13 protein-coding genes are annotated in these 15641 nt (G+C 67.4%); 9 read left to right on the top strand and 4 right to left on the bottom strand.

Annotated elements, in window-relative coordinates:
- Positions 1-55: 55 nt before the first annotated feature.
- Positions 56-1426, top strand: a complete 1371-nt coding sequence (locus AB5S05_RS05750; RefSeq protein WP_369286533.1) for an MATE family efflux transporter — start codon at positions 56-58, stop codon at positions 1424-1426.
- Between the two features lie 39 nt (positions 1427-1465).
- On the top strand, positions 1466-1921 hold the full coding sequence (locus AB5S05_RS05745; RefSeq protein WP_369286532.1) for a DUF2214 family protein: 456 nt from the start codon (positions 1466-1468) through the stop codon (positions 1919-1921).
- A gap of 58 nt (positions 1922-1979) precedes the next feature.
- On the opposite strand, the gene speA is transcribed toward AB5S05_RS05745, so the two are convergent.
- The 4 genes from speA to AB5S05_RS05725 all read right to left on the bottom strand — a co-directional run bounded on the left by speA (position 1980) and on the right by AB5S05_RS05725 (position 6208).
- Entirely contained in the window at positions 1980-3893 is a 1914-nt protein-coding gene (gene speA, locus AB5S05_RS05740; RefSeq protein ID WP_369286531.1) for an arginine decarboxylase, read from the bottom strand.
- Between the two features lie 137 nt (positions 3894-4030).
- Positions 4031-4402, bottom strand: coding sequence for a translation initiation factor Sui1 (locus tag AB5S05_RS05735; RefSeq protein ID WP_369286530.1), 372 nt, complete (start codon positions 4400-4402; stop codon positions 4031-4033).
- A gap of 198 nt (positions 4403-4600) precedes the next feature.
- On the bottom strand, positions 4601-5140 hold the full coding sequence (locus AB5S05_RS05730; RefSeq protein ID WP_438943547.1) for an NUDIX hydrolase: 540 nt from the start codon (positions 5138-5140) through the stop codon (positions 4601-4603).
- 3 nt (positions 5141-5143) lie between these two features.
- Complete coding sequence (locus AB5S05_RS05725; RefSeq protein WP_369286778.1) at positions 5144-6208, bottom strand: DUF2333 family protein; 1065 nt, start codon at positions 6206-6208, stop codon at positions 5144-5146.
- Positions 6209-6470: 262 nt separating this feature from the next.
- Here AB5S05_RS05725 and AB5S05_RS05720 point away from each other — a divergent pair, with 262 nt between their 5' ends.
- The 7 genes from AB5S05_RS05720 (at position 6471) to prmA (ending at position 15565) form a co-directional block, all read left to right on the top strand.
- Positions 6471-8090, top strand: coding sequence for a diguanylate cyclase (locus AB5S05_RS05720; protein WP_369286528.1), 1620 nt, complete (start codon positions 6471-6473; stop codon positions 8088-8090).
- A 150-nt stretch (positions 8091-8240) separates the two neighbouring features.
- On the top strand, positions 8241-10205 hold the full coding sequence (locus AB5S05_RS05715; protein WP_369286527.1) for a methyl-accepting chemotaxis protein: 1965 nt from the start codon (positions 8241-8243) through the stop codon (positions 10203-10205).
- Between the two features lie 116 nt (positions 10206-10321).
- Entirely contained in the window at positions 10322-12106 is a 1785-nt protein-coding gene (locus AB5S05_RS05710; protein WP_369286526.1) for a protein-disulfide reductase DsbD, read from the top strand.
- Between the two features lie 121 nt (positions 12107-12227).
- The gene (gene aroQ, locus AB5S05_RS05705) at positions 12228-12671 is read left to right on the top strand and encodes a type II 3-dehydroquinate dehydratase (protein ID WP_369286525.1); all 444 of its coding nucleotides are present in this window, start codon (positions 12228-12230) and stop codon (positions 12669-12671) included.
- Between the two features lie 22 nt (positions 12672-12693).
- Positions 12694-13158, top strand: coding sequence for an acetyl-CoA carboxylase biotin carboxyl carrier protein (gene accB / locus AB5S05_RS05700; RefSeq protein WP_369286524.1), 465 nt, complete (start codon positions 12694-12696; stop codon positions 13156-13158).
- Between the two features lie 17 nt (positions 13159-13175).
- On the top strand, positions 13176-14525 hold the full coding sequence (gene accC, locus AB5S05_RS05695) for an acetyl-CoA carboxylase biotin carboxylase subunit (RefSeq protein ID WP_369286523.1): 1350 nt from the start codon (positions 13176-13178) through the stop codon (positions 14523-14525).
- 161 nt (positions 14526-14686) lie between these two features.
- A complete protein-coding gene (prmA, locus tag AB5S05_RS05690; RefSeq protein WP_369286522.1) occupies positions 14687-15565 on the top strand; it encodes a 50S ribosomal protein L11 methyltransferase in 879 nt (292 codons plus the stop codon).
- Positions 15566-15641 lie beyond the last annotated feature (76 nt).

Genomic DNA, 15641 nt, shown 5'->3' with positions numbered 1-15641 from the left:
CGCCGACACCCGCGGCGACCCGACGCCCTATAATCGGCGTTTTCCCGGAGCCTCCATGTCCGCATTGCTCGATGCCTGGCAGCACCGTCCGACCCAACGCCGGGTCTGGAACCTGGCCGCCCCGATGATCCTGTCCAACCTGTCGGTGCCGCTGGTGGCGCTGGTCGACAGCGCGGTGGTCGGCCACCTGCCCCACGCCCATCAGCTGGCGGCGGTGGCGGTCGGTGGCAGCCTCTACACCCTGCTGACCTGGGCCATGGGCTTTCTGCGCATGGGCACCACCGGCTTCGCCGCCCAGGCCGCCGGCCGTGCGGACGGCGGCGCCCTGCGCCAGATACTGCTGCAGGGCCTGCTGCTCGGCGGCGGCCTGGCGCTGCTGCTGATCCTCCTGGCGCTGCCCTTCGCCAGCCTGGCCCTGAGCCTGATGCAGCCCTCGGCGGCCCTCGATGCGCTGGCGCGCGACTATTTCCAGATCCGCCTGTTCGGCCTGCCGGCGGCGCTGGCCAGCTACGCCCTGATCGGCTGGCTGCTCGGCACCCAGAACGCCCGTGGACCGCTGGCCATCCTGCTGACCTGCAACCTGCTCAACGTCGCCCTCGACCTGCTGTTCGTGCTCGTTCTGCAATGGGGCGTGGCCGGCGCGGCCTGGGCCTCGGTGATCGCCGAATGGAGCGGCGCGCTGCTCGGCCTGTACCTGGCGCGGCAGACCCTGCGCGGCTATGCCGGGCGGATCGACTGGGCGGCGCTGCGCCGTTGGCTGCACTGGCGACCCTTGCTGGCGGTCAATCGCGACATCTTCATCCGCACCCTGGCGCTGCAGGCGGTGTTCTTCCTGATCACCGTGCAGGGCACACGCCTGGGCGACGCCACTGTGGCGGCCAACGCCCTGCTGCTCAATGGTCTGCTGCTCACCGCCCACGCTCTGGACGGCCTGGCCCACGCGGTCGAGGCGCTCTGCGGCCACGCCCTCGGTGCCGGCGACCGCCCCGCCCTGCGCCGCAGCCTGATCGTCGCCGGGGCCTGGTCGCTGCTGGCCAGCCTGGGCTTCGCCCTGTTCTTCCTGCTGGCCGGCCACTGGTTCATCGCGCTGCAGACCGACATCGCCCCGGTGCGCGCCACCGCACTTGCCTACCTGCCCTACCTGGCCCTGCTGCCGCTGATTGCGGTGTCCAGCTACCTGCTCGACGGCCTGTTCATCGGCGCCACCCGCGCCCGCGAGATGCGCGACGCCATGCTCCTGGCCCTGCTGCCGAGTCTGGCCCTGGGCTGGTGGCTGCAGCCGCTGGGCAATCATGGCCTGTGGCTGGCCTTTCTCGCCTTCATGGCGCTGCGCAGCCTGTGCCTGGGCGGCTATGCTGTGCGCCTGAGCCGCCAGGATCGCTGGTTCGCCACACCGGCGTCGCTCGCCCGGCATCCCGCCACCTAGCCCGCATCGATTCGACCACTTGCCCGAAAGGACTCCGCCATGGCCGAGGCAATTGCCGCCTACCTGCACTACCTGTCGATCTTCCTGCTGTTCGCCCTGCTGAGCCTGGAGCACCAGCTGTTCAAGCTGCCGCTGGACCTGCCACGAGCACGCAGCCTGATGCGCATCGACATCGCCTATGGCCTGGCCGCCGGCCTGGTCCTGGCCACCGGTGTGGCGCGCGTGCTCTGGTACGGCAAGGGCCTGGACTACTACCTGGACAACGGCCTGTTCCTCGCCAAGTTCGGCCTGTTCATCCTGGTCGGCCTGCTCTCGGCCCTGCCGACCCTGGTCTTCCTCAACTGGCGCAACGCGCTGAAGGCCGGCCAGCTGCCGCAGCCGAGCCTCCGCCAGGGCAGGCTGGTGATCATGGTGATCCGTGTGGAACTGCTGTTGCTGCTGATCATCCCGTTTTTGGCGACGCTGATGGCGCGCGGCTTCGGGGTGACCGGCTGAGCCAGCGGCCGAACGCAAAAAGCCCGGCCGAGGCCGGGCTTTTTTATGCGACGCCGAGTCAGGAAGCCAGGTAGGACGAACGGGTCAGCCCCAGGCGCAGGGCGTCGAGGAACTGGGTGCGTTCACGGGCGCTGATCTTGGCGCTGGCGACCTTGTCGCGGTAGTGGGTCATCAGCTCCTCGGGCGACAGGTGCACGTAGCGCAGCATGTCCTCGATGGTGTCGTGGGTCTCGATGCCGGCGTGGTACACGCTGCCATCCTGGTTCTGGTAGATGTTCACCGAGTCGGTGTCGCCGAACAGGTTGTGCATGTCGCCGAGAATCTCCTGGTAGGCGCCGACCAGGAAGATCCCCAGCAGATAGTCCTCGCCCTCGCGTACCTCGTGCACCGGCAGGCTGGTCTCGATGCTCTGCTCATCGACGTACTGCTTGATCTTGCCGTCCGAGTCGCAGGTCAGGTCCTGCAGCACGGCGCGGCGCAGCGGCTCCTCGTCCAGGCGGTTGAGCGGCAGGATCGGCAGCACCTGGCCGATGGCCCAGGTATCCGGCAGGCTCTGGAACACCGAGAAGTTGCAGATGTATTTGTCGGCGAGCTTGTCGTTGAGCTCGTCGAGTACCTGACGGTGCGAGCGCTGGCGGGCCTTCAGCAAGTTGTACAGGCGCCGGCACAGGGCGAAGTAGCACTGCTCGGCCAGGGCCTTCTCGCGCAGGCCGACCTTGCCCTCGGCATACTGGCTGGCCACGTCGCTCATGTAGTGGGTGGCGCGCCAGTAGGTCTCGGTGACCATCTCGATATCGGTGTGGCCGAGCAGCTCGACCAGGTACTGCACGGTTTCCGGCAGGCTGGCCTTGTCCTCGATCAGCGGCACCTCGTCGTTGTGCTTCTCCACATCGGTGACCTGCACCACCAGCATGGCGTGGTGCGCGGTCAGCGAACGGCCGCTCTCGGAGAAGATGTGCGGGTGCGGCAGTTCCTGGGCATCGCAGAACTCCTTGAGCATGCCCACCACCACGCCGGCGTAGTCGTCCATGTCGTAGTTGATCGAGCTGGCGTTGCGCGAGTGGGTGCCGTCGTAGTCCACCCCCAGGCCGCCGCCGACGTCGATATGGTCGACCGGCAGGCCCAGGCCGCGCAGCTCGCCGTAGTAGCGGATGGCTTCCTTGAAACCGTGCTGGTAGTCGGCCAGGTTGGCGATCTGCGAGCCCATGTGGAAGTGCAGCAGGCGGATGCCTTGGTCCAGCCCCGCCGCACGGAAGCGCTCGACCACCGACAGCAGCTGCGCCGCCGACAGGCCGAACTTGGACTTCTCGCCGCCGGTGTCGGCCCACTTGCTCGAGGCCAGCGAGGACAGCCGTACGCGCAGGCCGATCTGCGGGGCGACCTTGAGCTCGGCCGCCTCCTCGATCACCAGCTGCACCTCGGATTCCTTCTCGATGACGATGAACACGTTGTGACCGAGCTTCTGCCCCATCAGCGCCAGCTTGATGAACTCGCGGTCCTTGTAGCCGTTGCAGACGATGGTGCCGCCCTTCGGCGCCAGCGCCAGCACCGCCAGCAGCTCCGGCTTGGAACCGGCCTCCAGGCCGATGGAGACGTTCTGGGTGGCGATGATGTTCTCCACCACCGCCTCCTGCTGGTTGACCTTGATCGGGTAGAGCGCGGTGTAGCGGCTCTGGTACTCCAGGCGGGCGATATTGGCGTCGAAGGCGCCGGTCAGGCCGCGCACACGATCCTGCAGGATGTCCGGAAAGCGCACCAGCAGCGGCAGACTCAGGCCGCTCTGGCGCAGCTCGTCGACCTGGGCGAACAGGTCGATCGGGGTGCTCTCGGGGCCATTCGGACGCACCTCGACGCGCCCCGCTTCATTGATCGCGAAATACCCCGCGCCCCAATGGCGGATGCCGTAGACGCTGCGACTGTCCGCTACGGTCCACTGGCTGCCGTCATCTTTGCGTGTGCGTCGTGCAGACATCGAGTTCTCCCTTGCTGGCGATAGAGGCCCTGGCACGGCCAGGACGGGTACAGATTAGAGGCTGGAAATGACAATGGCCCGAGCGTCGACGGGGCGACTTGCCGGGAAAGTCTAGAAGATGTGACGCTTGAGACCGTTCAACCGCCGGATTTCTTGGCCTTGAAACCGCGCTTGTGCAGTTCCTCAAGCAGCAGCTCGACGTGCTCGCCCTGGATCTCGATGACCCCGTCCTTGAGCGCGCCACCGCAACCGCAACGCTTCTTCAGCGCCGTGGCCAGCTCCTTGAGGGCGGGTTCGGCCAACGGCACGCCACTGATGGTGGTGACCGTCTTGCCACCGCGCCCCTTGCTTTCGCGGCGCACCCGGGCGACGCCGTCGCCAGCGGGAATCTGGGTCTGCTTGCAGATACAGGCGTCCACCGGCTGGGCGCAGTCCGGGCAGTGCCGACCGCTGTCGGTGGAGTACACCAGGCCGCCGAGGGCGGACAATGAAGAGGCTTTCTTGACCACCGGCTCATTCCTCATAGGGGTCAGGATAGCGACTGGCTGATCATAATCAGCCGCGAAGCCCCACTCTGGCAGGGGCAGCGCAACCGGACTGGCGTCCGGCTTGAAAAGGCCGCGCAGTGTAACGGCAAAGGCGGCGAATGCTAAGTGCAAAAATGCGCCATCGATCGCCGCTGCTGCGACCCGGCGGCCACCGGCCGTTCAGCGGTCGACGGCGGCCAGGTAGCGCCGCAAGGCTTCCAGCGAGTCCGGGCAGTAGGGCTTGGCCAGCGCCTCGTCGAGTGCCTGCTCGGGCGCGATGAAGCGGGCCTCCAGCACCTCCTCCGGCTGCAGCCGCAGGGGCGCATCGGAAACCGCGGAGAACACCGCGCACCACAGGCGGTTGTCCAGCTGATCGAAGAAGAAGCGCTCGTGCTCGCGCAGCTCGACCCCGCCGATACCCAGTTCTTCGGCCAACTCGCGGGCAGCCGATTCGGCGTAGCTCTCATCGGCCAGCACCATGCCGCCGGCCGCCACGTCCCAGTAGCCGGGATACAGGGCCTTGCTCAGGGTGCGCCTGTGCACGCAGAGTTCGCCGGCGCTGTTGAACAGGAGGATGAAGGTACCGCGACCGATCAGGCCGCGCTCACGCAGCTCGGCCCGCGGCAGGGCACCGAGCAGCCGGTCATCGGCATCGACCCAGGCAATCACCTCGGCATCGGAGGCGACGCGGTGCGCCACCTCGGCTTCGGATACCGACACCACTCAACCCTGGCTCAGCAGCGTGCGCAGGTCGATGATCGCCGCGTTGGCCCGCGAGATGTAATTGGCCATCACCAGCGAGTGGTTGGCCAGCAGGCCGTAGCCGCTGCCGTTGAGGATCATCGGGCTCCACAGGGTTTCCTGGGCGGCCTCCAGCTCGCGAATGATCTGCCGTACGCTGACCGTGGCGTTCTTCTTGGCCAGCACGTCGGCGAAGTCCACCTCGATCGCCCGCAGCAGGTGCGACAGCGCCCAGGCCTGACCACGCGCCTCGTAGAACACGTTGTCGATCTGCATCCAGGGCGTCTCGTAGGTCCCCTCGCCCACCAGCACCACGTCCTCGCCCGCCCCCGCTTCCTTCTGGTCCATGTTCAGGCGCACCTGGCCGACGCTGGCGGACAGGCGCTGGGACAGCGAGCCCAGGCGGGTGGCGGTATCGCCCAGCCAGTTGTTCAGGTTGTCGGCACGGCTGAAGAACTGCGCATTGGGCTGACTCGGATCGGCCAGGCGCGCCTGGTAACGCTCCAGCAGCTTGATCCCCTCGCGGTACTCCGACTCGGAGGCCGGCAGCGCCCAGCTCTTGTTGTCGAAGTTGAAGCGCGGCTCGGCCTTGGCCAGGTCAGGGTCCTCGGTGGACTGCGACTGCGAGCGGGCGAAATCCTTGCGCAGGGCCCGCGACAGGTCGCGTACCTGCACCAGCACGCCGTATTCCCAGCTCGGCATGTTGTCCAGCCACAACCCCGGCGGGGCCAGGTCGTTGGACAGGTAGCCGCCCGGCTTGTCGAGCAGCGTCTGCGCCACCTGCTTGAGGGTCTCCACGGTGGTATAGCCGTTGACCAGCGGCCGCTGGGTTTTTTCCGCAGCAAGCTGGGCGCGCTGCTGCACGGAGAACAGCTCCGGCTCCTGGCTCCAGTACCAGCCGACCACCAGGGTCGACAGCAGGTAGATCACCAGCAGCACCAGCAACGAACGGCCGAGCCAGCCACCGCCCAGGTAGCTGCGCACGTTGTCCACCGAGTCATCGACGCTGTCGCGAACGTCAGCAGTACGGGTCTTCCAATCCAGCATGAGCATGTCCTTCATCCACGGCATTCGATTGTTCGCGCCTGCCTCAAAGGGTAGCGCAACGCTGCTGCACTATAAGGGAAGCACGAACTGATGCGCAGCGCCGGAAGACAAAAGTGGCGATGATGAAACTTCGCGCGGCGCATTCGGTCGACTGGACCGGTGGCTGGCGCCAATGGATCGACGGTTATCCCGCCCGAGACAACGGTGATAGCATGAGGCCATCACCCAATACCACTCGCCATTCGCCATCAGGGGCCGCTGCATGACCGAGCACGAAGATCCCAGCCGCGACAAACTCAAGCAGCACTTCGCCAAACGGGTGATCCACCAGGCACGCCAGGTGCTGGAGATCTGGCAGCGCCTGCAGCGCAACCAATGGAACGAGGACGGCCTGCAAGAGCTGAGCGAGGCCGCGCTGCTGCTGCAACGCTATGCCGAGCGCTTCGAGCAGGCCGAGCACATGCAGTTGGCACAGGGCATCAACCGCAACCTGCAGGCGGTGAGCGACAACCGCGGGCGCCTCAACAGCGAGCTGATCAACGAACTCAATCAGCTGATGCAGCGCCTGTCGCGCACCGGCCTGCGCCATGGCGACCGCTTCGAGCAGACCGTCCTGCCGCCGCTGCGCAAGCCGGTCTACCTGGCCCTGCAACACCTGGAGCGGGCCGAGCACCTGGCGCGCCAGCTGGAGTTCTTCGGCATGAACGCGCAACCGCTGGACAGCGCCAACGCCTTCCGCGCGGCCATGCTCGAGCGCCACCCGGCGGCGATCCTGATGGAAGTCGATTTCTCCGGCCCCGGCGCCGGCGTGCAGCTGGCCGAATCGGTACAGGCGGGCCTGGAGCACAAGTTGCCCCTGCTGTTCTACAGCCACGACGACACCGATACCCCGACTCGCCTGGCGGCCGTGCGCGCCGGCGGCCAGGAGTTCTTCACCGGCACCCTGGACGCCTCCAGCCTGCTCGAGCGCATCGAGGTGCTCACCCATGTCGCCCAGTACGAGCCCTACCGGGTGCTGATCATCGATGACTCGCGGGCCCAGGCCACCCATACCGAGCGCGTGCTCAACAGCGCCGGCATCGTCACCCGGGTGCTGATCGAACCCATCCAGGCCCTGGGCGCGCTGGCCGAGTTCCAGCCCGACCTGATCATCCTCGACATGTACATGCCGGACTGCAGCGGCCCGGAACTGGCCAAGGTGATCCGCCACAACGACCGCTACGTCAGCGTACCGATCATCTACCTGTCCGCCGAGGACGACCTGGACAAGCAACTCGACGCCATGAGCGAGGGCGGCGACGACTTCCTGACCAAGCCGATCAAGCCCCGCCACCTGATCGCCACGGTGCGCAACCGCGCCGCGCGGGCGCGCAACCTCAAGGCGCGCATGGTCCGCGACAGCCTCACCGGGCTGTACAACCACACCCACACCCTGCAGCTGCTCGAGGATGCCCGCTACCGTGCCCAGCGCGACGGCCAGCCGCTAAGCTTCGCCATGCTCGACATCGACTTCTTCAAGAAGGTCAACGACAACTATGGCCACCCGATGGGCGACCGGGTGATCAAGAGCCTGGCGCTGTTCCTCAAGCAGCGCCTGCGCAAGAGCGACAGCATCGGTCGCTACGGTGGCGAGGAGTTCGCCGTGGTCATGCCGGGCACCGACGCCGCCACCGCGCACCAGGTGCTCGATGGCATTCGCCAGCGCTTCGCAGAAATCCACTACCCGGCGCAGCAGCAGGACCTGTCCTGCACCTTCAGCGGCGGCATCGCCCAGCTGGGCGAGGGCATGGACAGCAAGGCGCTGAGCCAGCAGGCCGACCAGGCGCTCTATATGGCCAAGCACGGCGGGCGCAACCGGATCGAGGTGTTCCGCGCCGGCTGATCGGCCGGCCAGACGATGCACCACGGATAAAAAGCGTGACACCGCGCACGCCGTCATCAGCCTGTCATGAAAACGCAATAAGTTCAGGGCAAAGGAGCCGTTCCAGACGCGCTGGAGCGGCCCATATCGTTCCGTTGCCGGTCGAGCCCTATGCGCCTGAAAACCCTTACCAACCTCAACACCCTGCTGCTGGTCACCGTCTGCATCGCCCTGGGCGCCACCCTGTGGTGGTCGCAGCGCGCGCTGGAGCGCCCCTACCTGCTGATGGAGCGCTACCTGAGCCTGTCCCAGCAGTTCCAGCAAGAGGTCGCACACAACATCTTCGGCTACCTCGACAGCGGCGATGCCTTGCGTCACAGCGCCGCCCTGCAGGCGTTGGACGGCCTGCAGGAGGCGCTCGCCGAACTGCCCGCCTCGCTGGCCGACAACCTGCGCCCGAGCCTGGTCGAACTGCGCGCCTTTACCGCCGACCAGCTGCTGGCCGCCGGCAAGCTGGCCGGCGACCCGCAGGGCCTGCTGCTCCAGGCGGAACGGGAGATGGCCGGCGCACTGGAACAACTGGCCGGCTACGCCGACAGCGCCGAGCGCGATGCCGCCGCCGGTTACCGCCGGCCGCTGTTCGACGCCGCCCAGCATTTGGCGCGCCTGGCCCATGCCCGCAACAAGCTGGTCGGCAGCGGTCGCAGCGAACTGGCGGCCGACGTCGAGCGTGAGCTGGGCGTGCTGGAACGCCAGGTGCAGGCGCTGGATGCCCTGCCGTTGCTCGGCGTCGAGGAAGACGCCAGCTCCGCCAGCGATGGCTTCGCCGCCCTGCTCGGCCTGGACAGCGAAGACCACAGCAGCCAGGCGCAGGACCGCGGCGTCGCCCTCAAGCGCGAATTCGCCAGCCTGGTTGCGCGCTACCCGGCAGAACTCTCGCGCACCGGCCGCCTGATCGAACAACGCAGCGCCCTGACCGCGGCGACGCGCACCCAGGTCGACGCGGTGCAGCAGGCGCTGGCCGCCCTGGAGCCGGCGGTACGCGCCGAACACGGCCGCATCCAGGGTGAAGTGCGCCTGCTGCTGGGCATCATGATCGGCCTGATCCTGCTCAGTGCGCTGGCCATCGATCGCATCCAGCGCCGCCTCGCCAGCGTCCTCACCCGCCTGGTGCCGGCCCTGTCGGCCTGGGCCCAGGGCGACTTCGGCGAGGACATCCGCCTCGGCTCACGCACCCGCGAGCTGTGCGATATCGAGGAATCGCTGAATCGCCTGCGCGCCTATCTGGTCGACCTGGTCGGCACCATCCGCCTGCACGCCGAGCAGGTTGCCGGCTCCAGCCGCACCCTGGCCGACCTGAGCGGCGGCCTGCATGCCGGCGCCGAGCGCCAGGCCGGCGACACGGCGCAGATCCGCGACGCCCTGGGCGACCTGGAGTCGACCATCCAGCAGGTGGCCGGCGATGCCAGCCAGGCCGCCGACGCCAGCCGCGATGCCGGCCATGCCCTGGGCCAGGGCCAGCAGGTCATCGGCCAAAGCCTGACCGGACTGCACGCGCTGGTCGATCAGGTGCAGGACAATGCCCAGGCCATCGAACGCCTGGCCGAGGAAACCGCGACCATCGGCAGCGTGCTCACGGTGATTCGCGGCATCGCCGAACAGACCAACCTGCTGGCCCTCAACGCCGCCATCGAGGCGGCCCGCGCCGGCGAGGCCGGGCGCGGCTTCGCGGTGGTCGCCGACGAGGTTCGCTCGCTGTCGCAGCGCACCAGCAGCGCCACCGCCGAGATCCAGGAACTGATCGGCCGCCTGCAGCAGGCGGCGCGCCAATCGGTCGACGCCATGCGCGCCCAGGTCGCCCACGCCGAGGCGACCGCCGGCCAGGCCGCGGCCGCCGACGGCGCGCTGGATGCGATAGTCGCGGCCATTCGCACCATCGCCAGCATGGCCGAACGCATCGCCGATGCGACCGCCCAGCAGAGCGGCGCCGTCAGCGAGATCCGCGGTCACAGCGAACGCATCCACCAGCTCGGCGGCGACAACCTGCTGCGCATCGGCCAGGGTCGCCAGCAGGGCGAACAGCTGCTGCACCTGGGCGGCCAGCTGCACACGGCGGTGCAGGCCTTCCGGGTTTAGCGGAAGCGGGCGAAGCCTGCCGCCCGCGCACCCGACAAAGCCGCTTACAGCTTGCGGCCTGCCGCTACGGCGCCGGCTTGGTTATGATGCAGGCACTTTCGACCTGCGAGACTTCCATGCGCCGCCTGCTCTGCCTGCTCCTGCTGCTGGTCGCCCTGCCCGCCAGCGCCAACCTGTTCGATAACCCCCCGCCAGCAGCGACGCTGGGGGGGCCTCTGAACAACAGCGGGGACTTCCTGCCGGTGCGCGAGGCCTTCCGGCTGAGCCTGGTGGACAGCAACGCGGACAGGATCACCCTGCGCTTCGTCGCCGCCGACGGCTATTACCTCTATCAGCACCGCTTCAAATTCGCCGCGGAAGCCACCGGGGTCAAGCTGGGCACGGCCCGACTGCCGGCCGGCAAAGCCAAGACCGACGAGTTCTTCGGCGAAGTCGAGGTCTACTACGGCATCACCGATGTCGAACTGCCCCTGGACAACCCCGGCCAGCTGCCCTTCGAACTCAGCGTCACCTACCAGGGTTGCGCCGACAAGGGCCTGTGCTACCCACCCGAGACCGAGCAACTGCAGATCGGCGATGGCGCCGCCCTGCCTGCCAGCACCGTCGCCAGCCCCGTCGACACGGCCAGCGCCGGCTGGGACTGGACCGACCTGGCCCTGTTCTTCGCCGCCGGCCTGGGCCTGACCTTCACCCCCTGCGTGCTGCCTATGCTGCCGATCCTCTCCGGGGTGGTATTGCGCGGACGCCCGAGCAACAGACGCGGCCTGGTCCTTTCGCTGGCCTACGTGCTGCCCATGGCGGCCTGCTACGCCCTCCTCGGCGCCCTGATGGGCCTGTTCGGCGCCGGTCTGAACCTGCAGGCCATGCTGCAGTCGCCCTGGATCCTGGTGCCCTTCGCCGGCTTCTTCGCACTGTTCGCCCTGGCCATGTTCGGCCTGTTCGAGTTGCGCCTGCCCCACTTCATCAGCGAACGCCTCGACCGCAAGGCGGCGCAAACCCACGGCGGCACCATCGCCGGCGCCGCCGCCCTCGGCGTGTTGTCCAGCCTGCTGGTCTCGCCCTGCGTCACCGCCCCGCTGACCGCCCTGCTGCTCTATATCAGCGCCAGCGGCGACGCCCTGGGCGGGGGCCTGCAACTGTTTGCCCTGGGCCTGGGCATGGGCACCCCGCTGGTGCTGATCGGCGCCGGCGGCGGCGCCCTGCTGCCCAAATCCGGCACCTGGATGGTCACGGTTCGCAACACCTTCGGCGTGATGCTGCTGGCGGTGTCCATCTGGCTGCTCGAGCGGGTCCTGCCGGGGCAGCTGGCCCTGGCCCTGTGGGGCCTACTCGCCGGCGGCGTGGCACTGTTCTTCGGCGCGCTGGAGTTTGGCCCCAAGACCCACCGACAGAAGCTCGGGCAACTGCTCGGCCTGGTCCTGCTGGTGTACGCCCTGGCCGCCTGGACCGGCGCCCTGCAGGGTCAGGACGACCCGCTGCGCCCACTCGGCCGTGCGCTGCTGAGCGGCACGACGGCGGCGCCGGTCAGCAGCGGCGGCTGGCACACGGTCAGCAGCCCGGCCGAGTTGGACCAGGCCCTGGCGAGCGCGCGCAGCGGCGGCCAGCCCCTGCTGCTCGACTGGTATGCCGACTGGTGCATCAGCTGCAAGGTGATCGAACGCGAGGTGCTGACCGATGCGGCGGTGGGCCGACAACTCGCCGACTACCGCCTGGTGCGCTTCGACATGACCGCGAGCACCCCGGCGCAGCGCAGCCTGCTCGACCGCTACCAGCTGTTCGGCCCCCCGGCGATCCTGCTGTTCGATGGCCGCGGTAAAGAGTGGCAGGACCTGCGGGTCGTCGGCGAGGTGGATGCGGCCACCTTCAGCGCTCGCCTGAGCCGGGCACGAGAACGTTTCTAAGCCCCTCGGTCATATTTCTGGCATAAACTGCTGCCATCGTGCCGACTACTACCGAGAACTGGACAGGACCAAGTGGTCTCCGGCATAGTCCTGCGCAGCAATGGCAACGGGAAAAATCGACATGGCCACCCTACTGGTGCTGCACGGCCCCAATCTCAACCTGCTCGGCAGCCGCGAGCCGGGCGTCTATGGCGCCACCACCCTGGCCCAGATCAACCTCGACCTGGAGCGCCGCGCGCGCGAAGCCGGCCACCACCTGCTGCACCTGCAGAGCAATGCCGAGTACGAGCTGATCGAGCGCATTCATGCCGCGAAGGACGAAGGTGTCGACTTTATCCTGATCAATCCCGCCGCTTTTACCCATACCAGCGTCGCATTACGTGACGCATTGCTGGCGGTGAGCATCCCATTCATCGAAGTGCATCTGTCCAACGTGCACAAACGTGAAGCTTTCCGCCATCACTCCTACTTCTCCGATGTAGCCGTAGGGGTGATCTGCGGCCTTGGCGCCAGCGGTTACCGGCTGGCCCTGGAGGCCGCGCTCGAACAACTTGAACGACCCTGACCTCACTGGGAGTTGAGCCACTATGGATATCCGTAAAGTCAAAAAACTGATCGAACTGCTGGAAGAGTCCGGCATCGACGAGCTGGAGATTCGCGAAGGCGAAGAGTCCGTGCGCATCAGCCGCCACGGCAAGCAGCCGACCTACGCCCAGCAGCCGGTCTACGCCCAGGCGCCTGCTCCTGCTGCCGTTGCCGCCGCGCCGGCCCCTGCCGCCAGCAGCGAGGCCGCCGCTCCGGCCGCCGCCAAGCTGAATGGCACCGTGGTCCGCTCGCCGATGGTCGGCACCTTCTACCGTGCCTCCTCGCCGACCTCGGGCAACTTCGTCGAGGTCGGTTCGACCGTGAAGAAAGGCGACATTCTCTGCATCGTCGAAGCCATGAAGATGATGAACCACATCGAGGCCGAGACCAGCGGCACGGTCGAATCCATCCTGAGCGAGAACGGCCAGCCGGTGGAATACGACCAGCCTCTGTTCACCATCGTTTGAACCGAGGAGAGCCTGCGATGTTGGAAAAAGTTCTGATCGCCAACCGCGGCGAGATCGCCCTGCGCGTCTTGCGCGCCTGTAAAGAGCTGGGCATCAAGACAGTCGCGGTGCACTCCACCGCCGACCGCGAACTGATGCACCTGGCCCTGGCCGACGAATCGGTATGCATCGGCCCGGCCTCCGGCGCCCTGTCCTACCTGAATATTCCGGCGATCATCAGTGCCGCCGAAGTCACCGGCGCCACCGCCATCCACCCCGGCTACGGCTTCCTCGCGGAGAACGCCGACTTCGCCGAACAGGTGGAGAACTCCGGCTTCGCCTTCGTCGGCCCGCGCGCCGAGACCATTCGCCTGATGGGTGACAAGGTCTCGGCCAAGGACGCCATGATCAGATCCGGCGTACCCGTGGTCCCCGGTTCCGACGGCCCGCTGCCGGAGGACGAGGAGACCGCCCTGGCGATCGCCCGTGAAGTCGGCTACCCGGTGATCATCAAGGCCGCCGGCGGCGGCGGTGGCCGCGGCATGCGCGTGGTGCACCACGAAGAAGACCTGATCAAGTCGGCCAAGCTGACCCGCAGCGAAGCCGGCGCGGTATTCGGCAACCCGATGGTCTACCTGGAGAAGTTCCTCGGCAACCCACGCCACGTGGAAGTCCAGGTGCTGTCCGACGGCCAGGGCAACGCCATCCACCTGGGCGATCGCGACTGCTCCTTGCAGCGCCGCCACCAGAAGGTGCTGGAAGAGGCCCCGGCCCCGCTGATCGACGAGCAGGCTCGCGCCGAAGTGCTGGATCGCTGCGTACGCGCCTGCATCGAGATCGGCTACCGCGGCGCCGGCACCTTCGAGTTCCTCTATGAAGACGGCAACTTCTACTTCATCGAGATGAACACCCGCGTACAGGTCGAGCACCCGGTTACCGAAATGGTTACCGGCGTCGACATCGTCAAGGAGATGCTCAGCATCGCTGCCGGCAACAAGCTGTCGATCAAGCAGGAAGATGTGGTCATCCGCGGCCATGCCCTGGAGTGCCGGATCAACGCCGAAGACCCGGACAACTTCATGCCCTGCCCGGGCAAGGTCAAGCACTTCCACGCCCCTGGCGGCTTCGGCGTGCGGGTCGATTCGCACCTGTACAGCGGCTACACGGTGCCGCCGCACTACGACTCGCTGATCGGCAAGCTGATCACCTACGGTGCCACCCGTGACGAAGCCATGGCGCGCATGCGCAATGCCCTGGACGAGATCGTGGTGGACGGGATCAAGACCAACATCCCGCTGCACCGCGACCTGGTGCGCGACAAGGGCTTCAATCAAGGCGGCGTGAACATCCACTACCTGGAAAAGAAACTGGGTATGGACAAGCACTGAGTCTCGAATGTGCCGTGCAAACGAGGGCTGCCCAAGGGCGGCCCTCGTTGTTTCCGGCCGCGGTGGCAGCCGGCGCGGTGGCAGCGCGCCCGCCCGTCAAGTAAGCTTGCCCGCCTATAGCGCCGGCCTGCCTGGCCGCTTCACCGCTCAAGAGGTTTGCCATGCCCTGGTTACAAGTCCGTCTCGCCATCACCCCCGATCAGGCGCCAACCTACGAAGACGCCCTGCTCGACGTCGGCGCCGTCTCGGTAACCTTCATGGACGCCGAAGACCAGCCGATCTTCGAGCCGGACCTGGGCACCACCCCCCTGTGGAGCAACACTCATCTGCTGGCGCTGTTCGAGGCCGACACCGACCCTGACGCCCTGCTCGCCCACCTGCAGCTGCTGACCGGGGCAGCCCTGCCCGCCCATCAGGTCGAGCAGATCGAGGACCAGGACTGGGAACGCAGCTGGATGGACAACTTCCAGCCCATGCGTTTCGGCCGGCGCCTGTGGATAGTGCCCAGCTGGCATGCCGCGCCTGAGCCGGAGGCGGTCAACCTGCTGCTCGACCCCGGCCTGGCCTTCGGCACCGGCACCCACCCGACCACCGCCCTGTGCCTGGAGTGGCTGGACGGCCAGGACCTGCAAGGCTGCAACGTGCTGGATTTCGGCTGTGGCTCGGGCATCCTGGCCATCGCCGCGCTGCTGCTGGGCGCCGAGCGGGCGACGGGCACCGACATCGACCCGCAAGCCCTGGAGGCCTCGCGCGACAACGCCGGGCGCAATGGTATCGACCCGGCACGCTTCGCCCTGTACCTGCCCGCCGACCTGCCCCAGGAGCAGGCCGATGTGGTGGTCGCCAATATTCTCGCCGGGCCACTGGTGGCGCTGGCGCCGCAGATCACCCAGCTGGTCAAGCCCGGTGGTCGCCTGGCCCTGTCGGGCATCCTCGGCGAGCAGGCCGAAGAAGTCCGCGCTGCCTACCAGAACGCCTTCGACCTCGACCCGACCGCGGAAAAGGAAGGCTGGGTGCGTATCAGCGGCACCCGCCGCTAACCGTCGAAGGCGCAGCCCTGCTGCTTTAGCGGGCACTTGGGTTAGACTAAGCGCCTTGATTCACCTGAATAGCAGG

It is taken from the genome of Pseudomonas zhanjiangensis, assembly GCF_041027545.1.
Lineage (GTDB): Bacteria > Pseudomonadota > Gammaproteobacteria > Pseudomonadales > Pseudomonadaceae > Aquipseudomonas > Aquipseudomonas zhanjiangensis.
The sequence above is the reverse complement of the archived record's forward strand: the minus strand, read 5'-3'. Positions and strand labels throughout refer to the sequence as shown.

Bases quoted from the DNA above. Each gene is read 5' to 3' on its own strand.
- AB5S05_RS05715 (WP_369286527.1), top strand. From the start codon at position 8,241: ATGCGCCTGAAAACCCTTACCAACCTCAACACCCTGCTGCTGGTCACC.
- AB5S05_RS05710 (WP_369286526.1), top strand. From the start codon at position 10,322: ATGCGCCGCCTGCTCTGCCTGCTCCTGCTGCTGGTCGCCCTGCCCGCC.
- aroQ (WP_369286525.1), top strand. From the start codon at position 12,228: ATGGCCACCCTACTGGTGCTGCACGGCCCCAATCTCAACCTGCTCGGC.
- AB5S05_RS05720 (WP_369286528.1), top strand. From the start codon at position 6,471: ATGACCGAGCACGAAGATCCCAGCCGCGACAAACTCAAGCAGCACTTC.
- AB5S05_RS05745 (WP_369286532.1), top strand. From the start codon at position 1,466: ATGGCCGAGGCAATTGCCGCCTACCTGCACTACCTGTCGATCTTCCTG.
- accC (WP_369286523.1), top strand. From the start codon at position 13,176: ATGTTGGAAAAAGTTCTGATCGCCAACCGCGGCGAGATCGCCCTGCGC.
- AB5S05_RS05725 (WP_369286778.1), bottom strand. From the start codon at position 6,208: ATGCTGGATTGGAAGACCCGTACTGCTGACGTTCGCGACAGCGTCGAT.
- prmA (WP_369286522.1), top strand. From the start codon at position 14,687: ATGCCCTGGTTACAAGTCCGTCTCGCCATCACCCCCGATCAGGCGCCA.
- AB5S05_RS05750 (WP_369286533.1), top strand. From the start codon at position 56: ATGTCCGCATTGCTCGATGCCTGGCAGCACCGTCCGACCCAACGCCGG.
- speA (WP_369286531.1), bottom strand. From the start codon at position 3,893: ATGTCTGCACGACGCACACGCAAAGATGACGGCAGCCAGTGGACCGTA.
- accB (WP_369286524.1), top strand. From the start codon at position 12,694: ATGGATATCCGTAAAGTCAAAAAACTGATCGAACTGCTGGAAGAGTCC.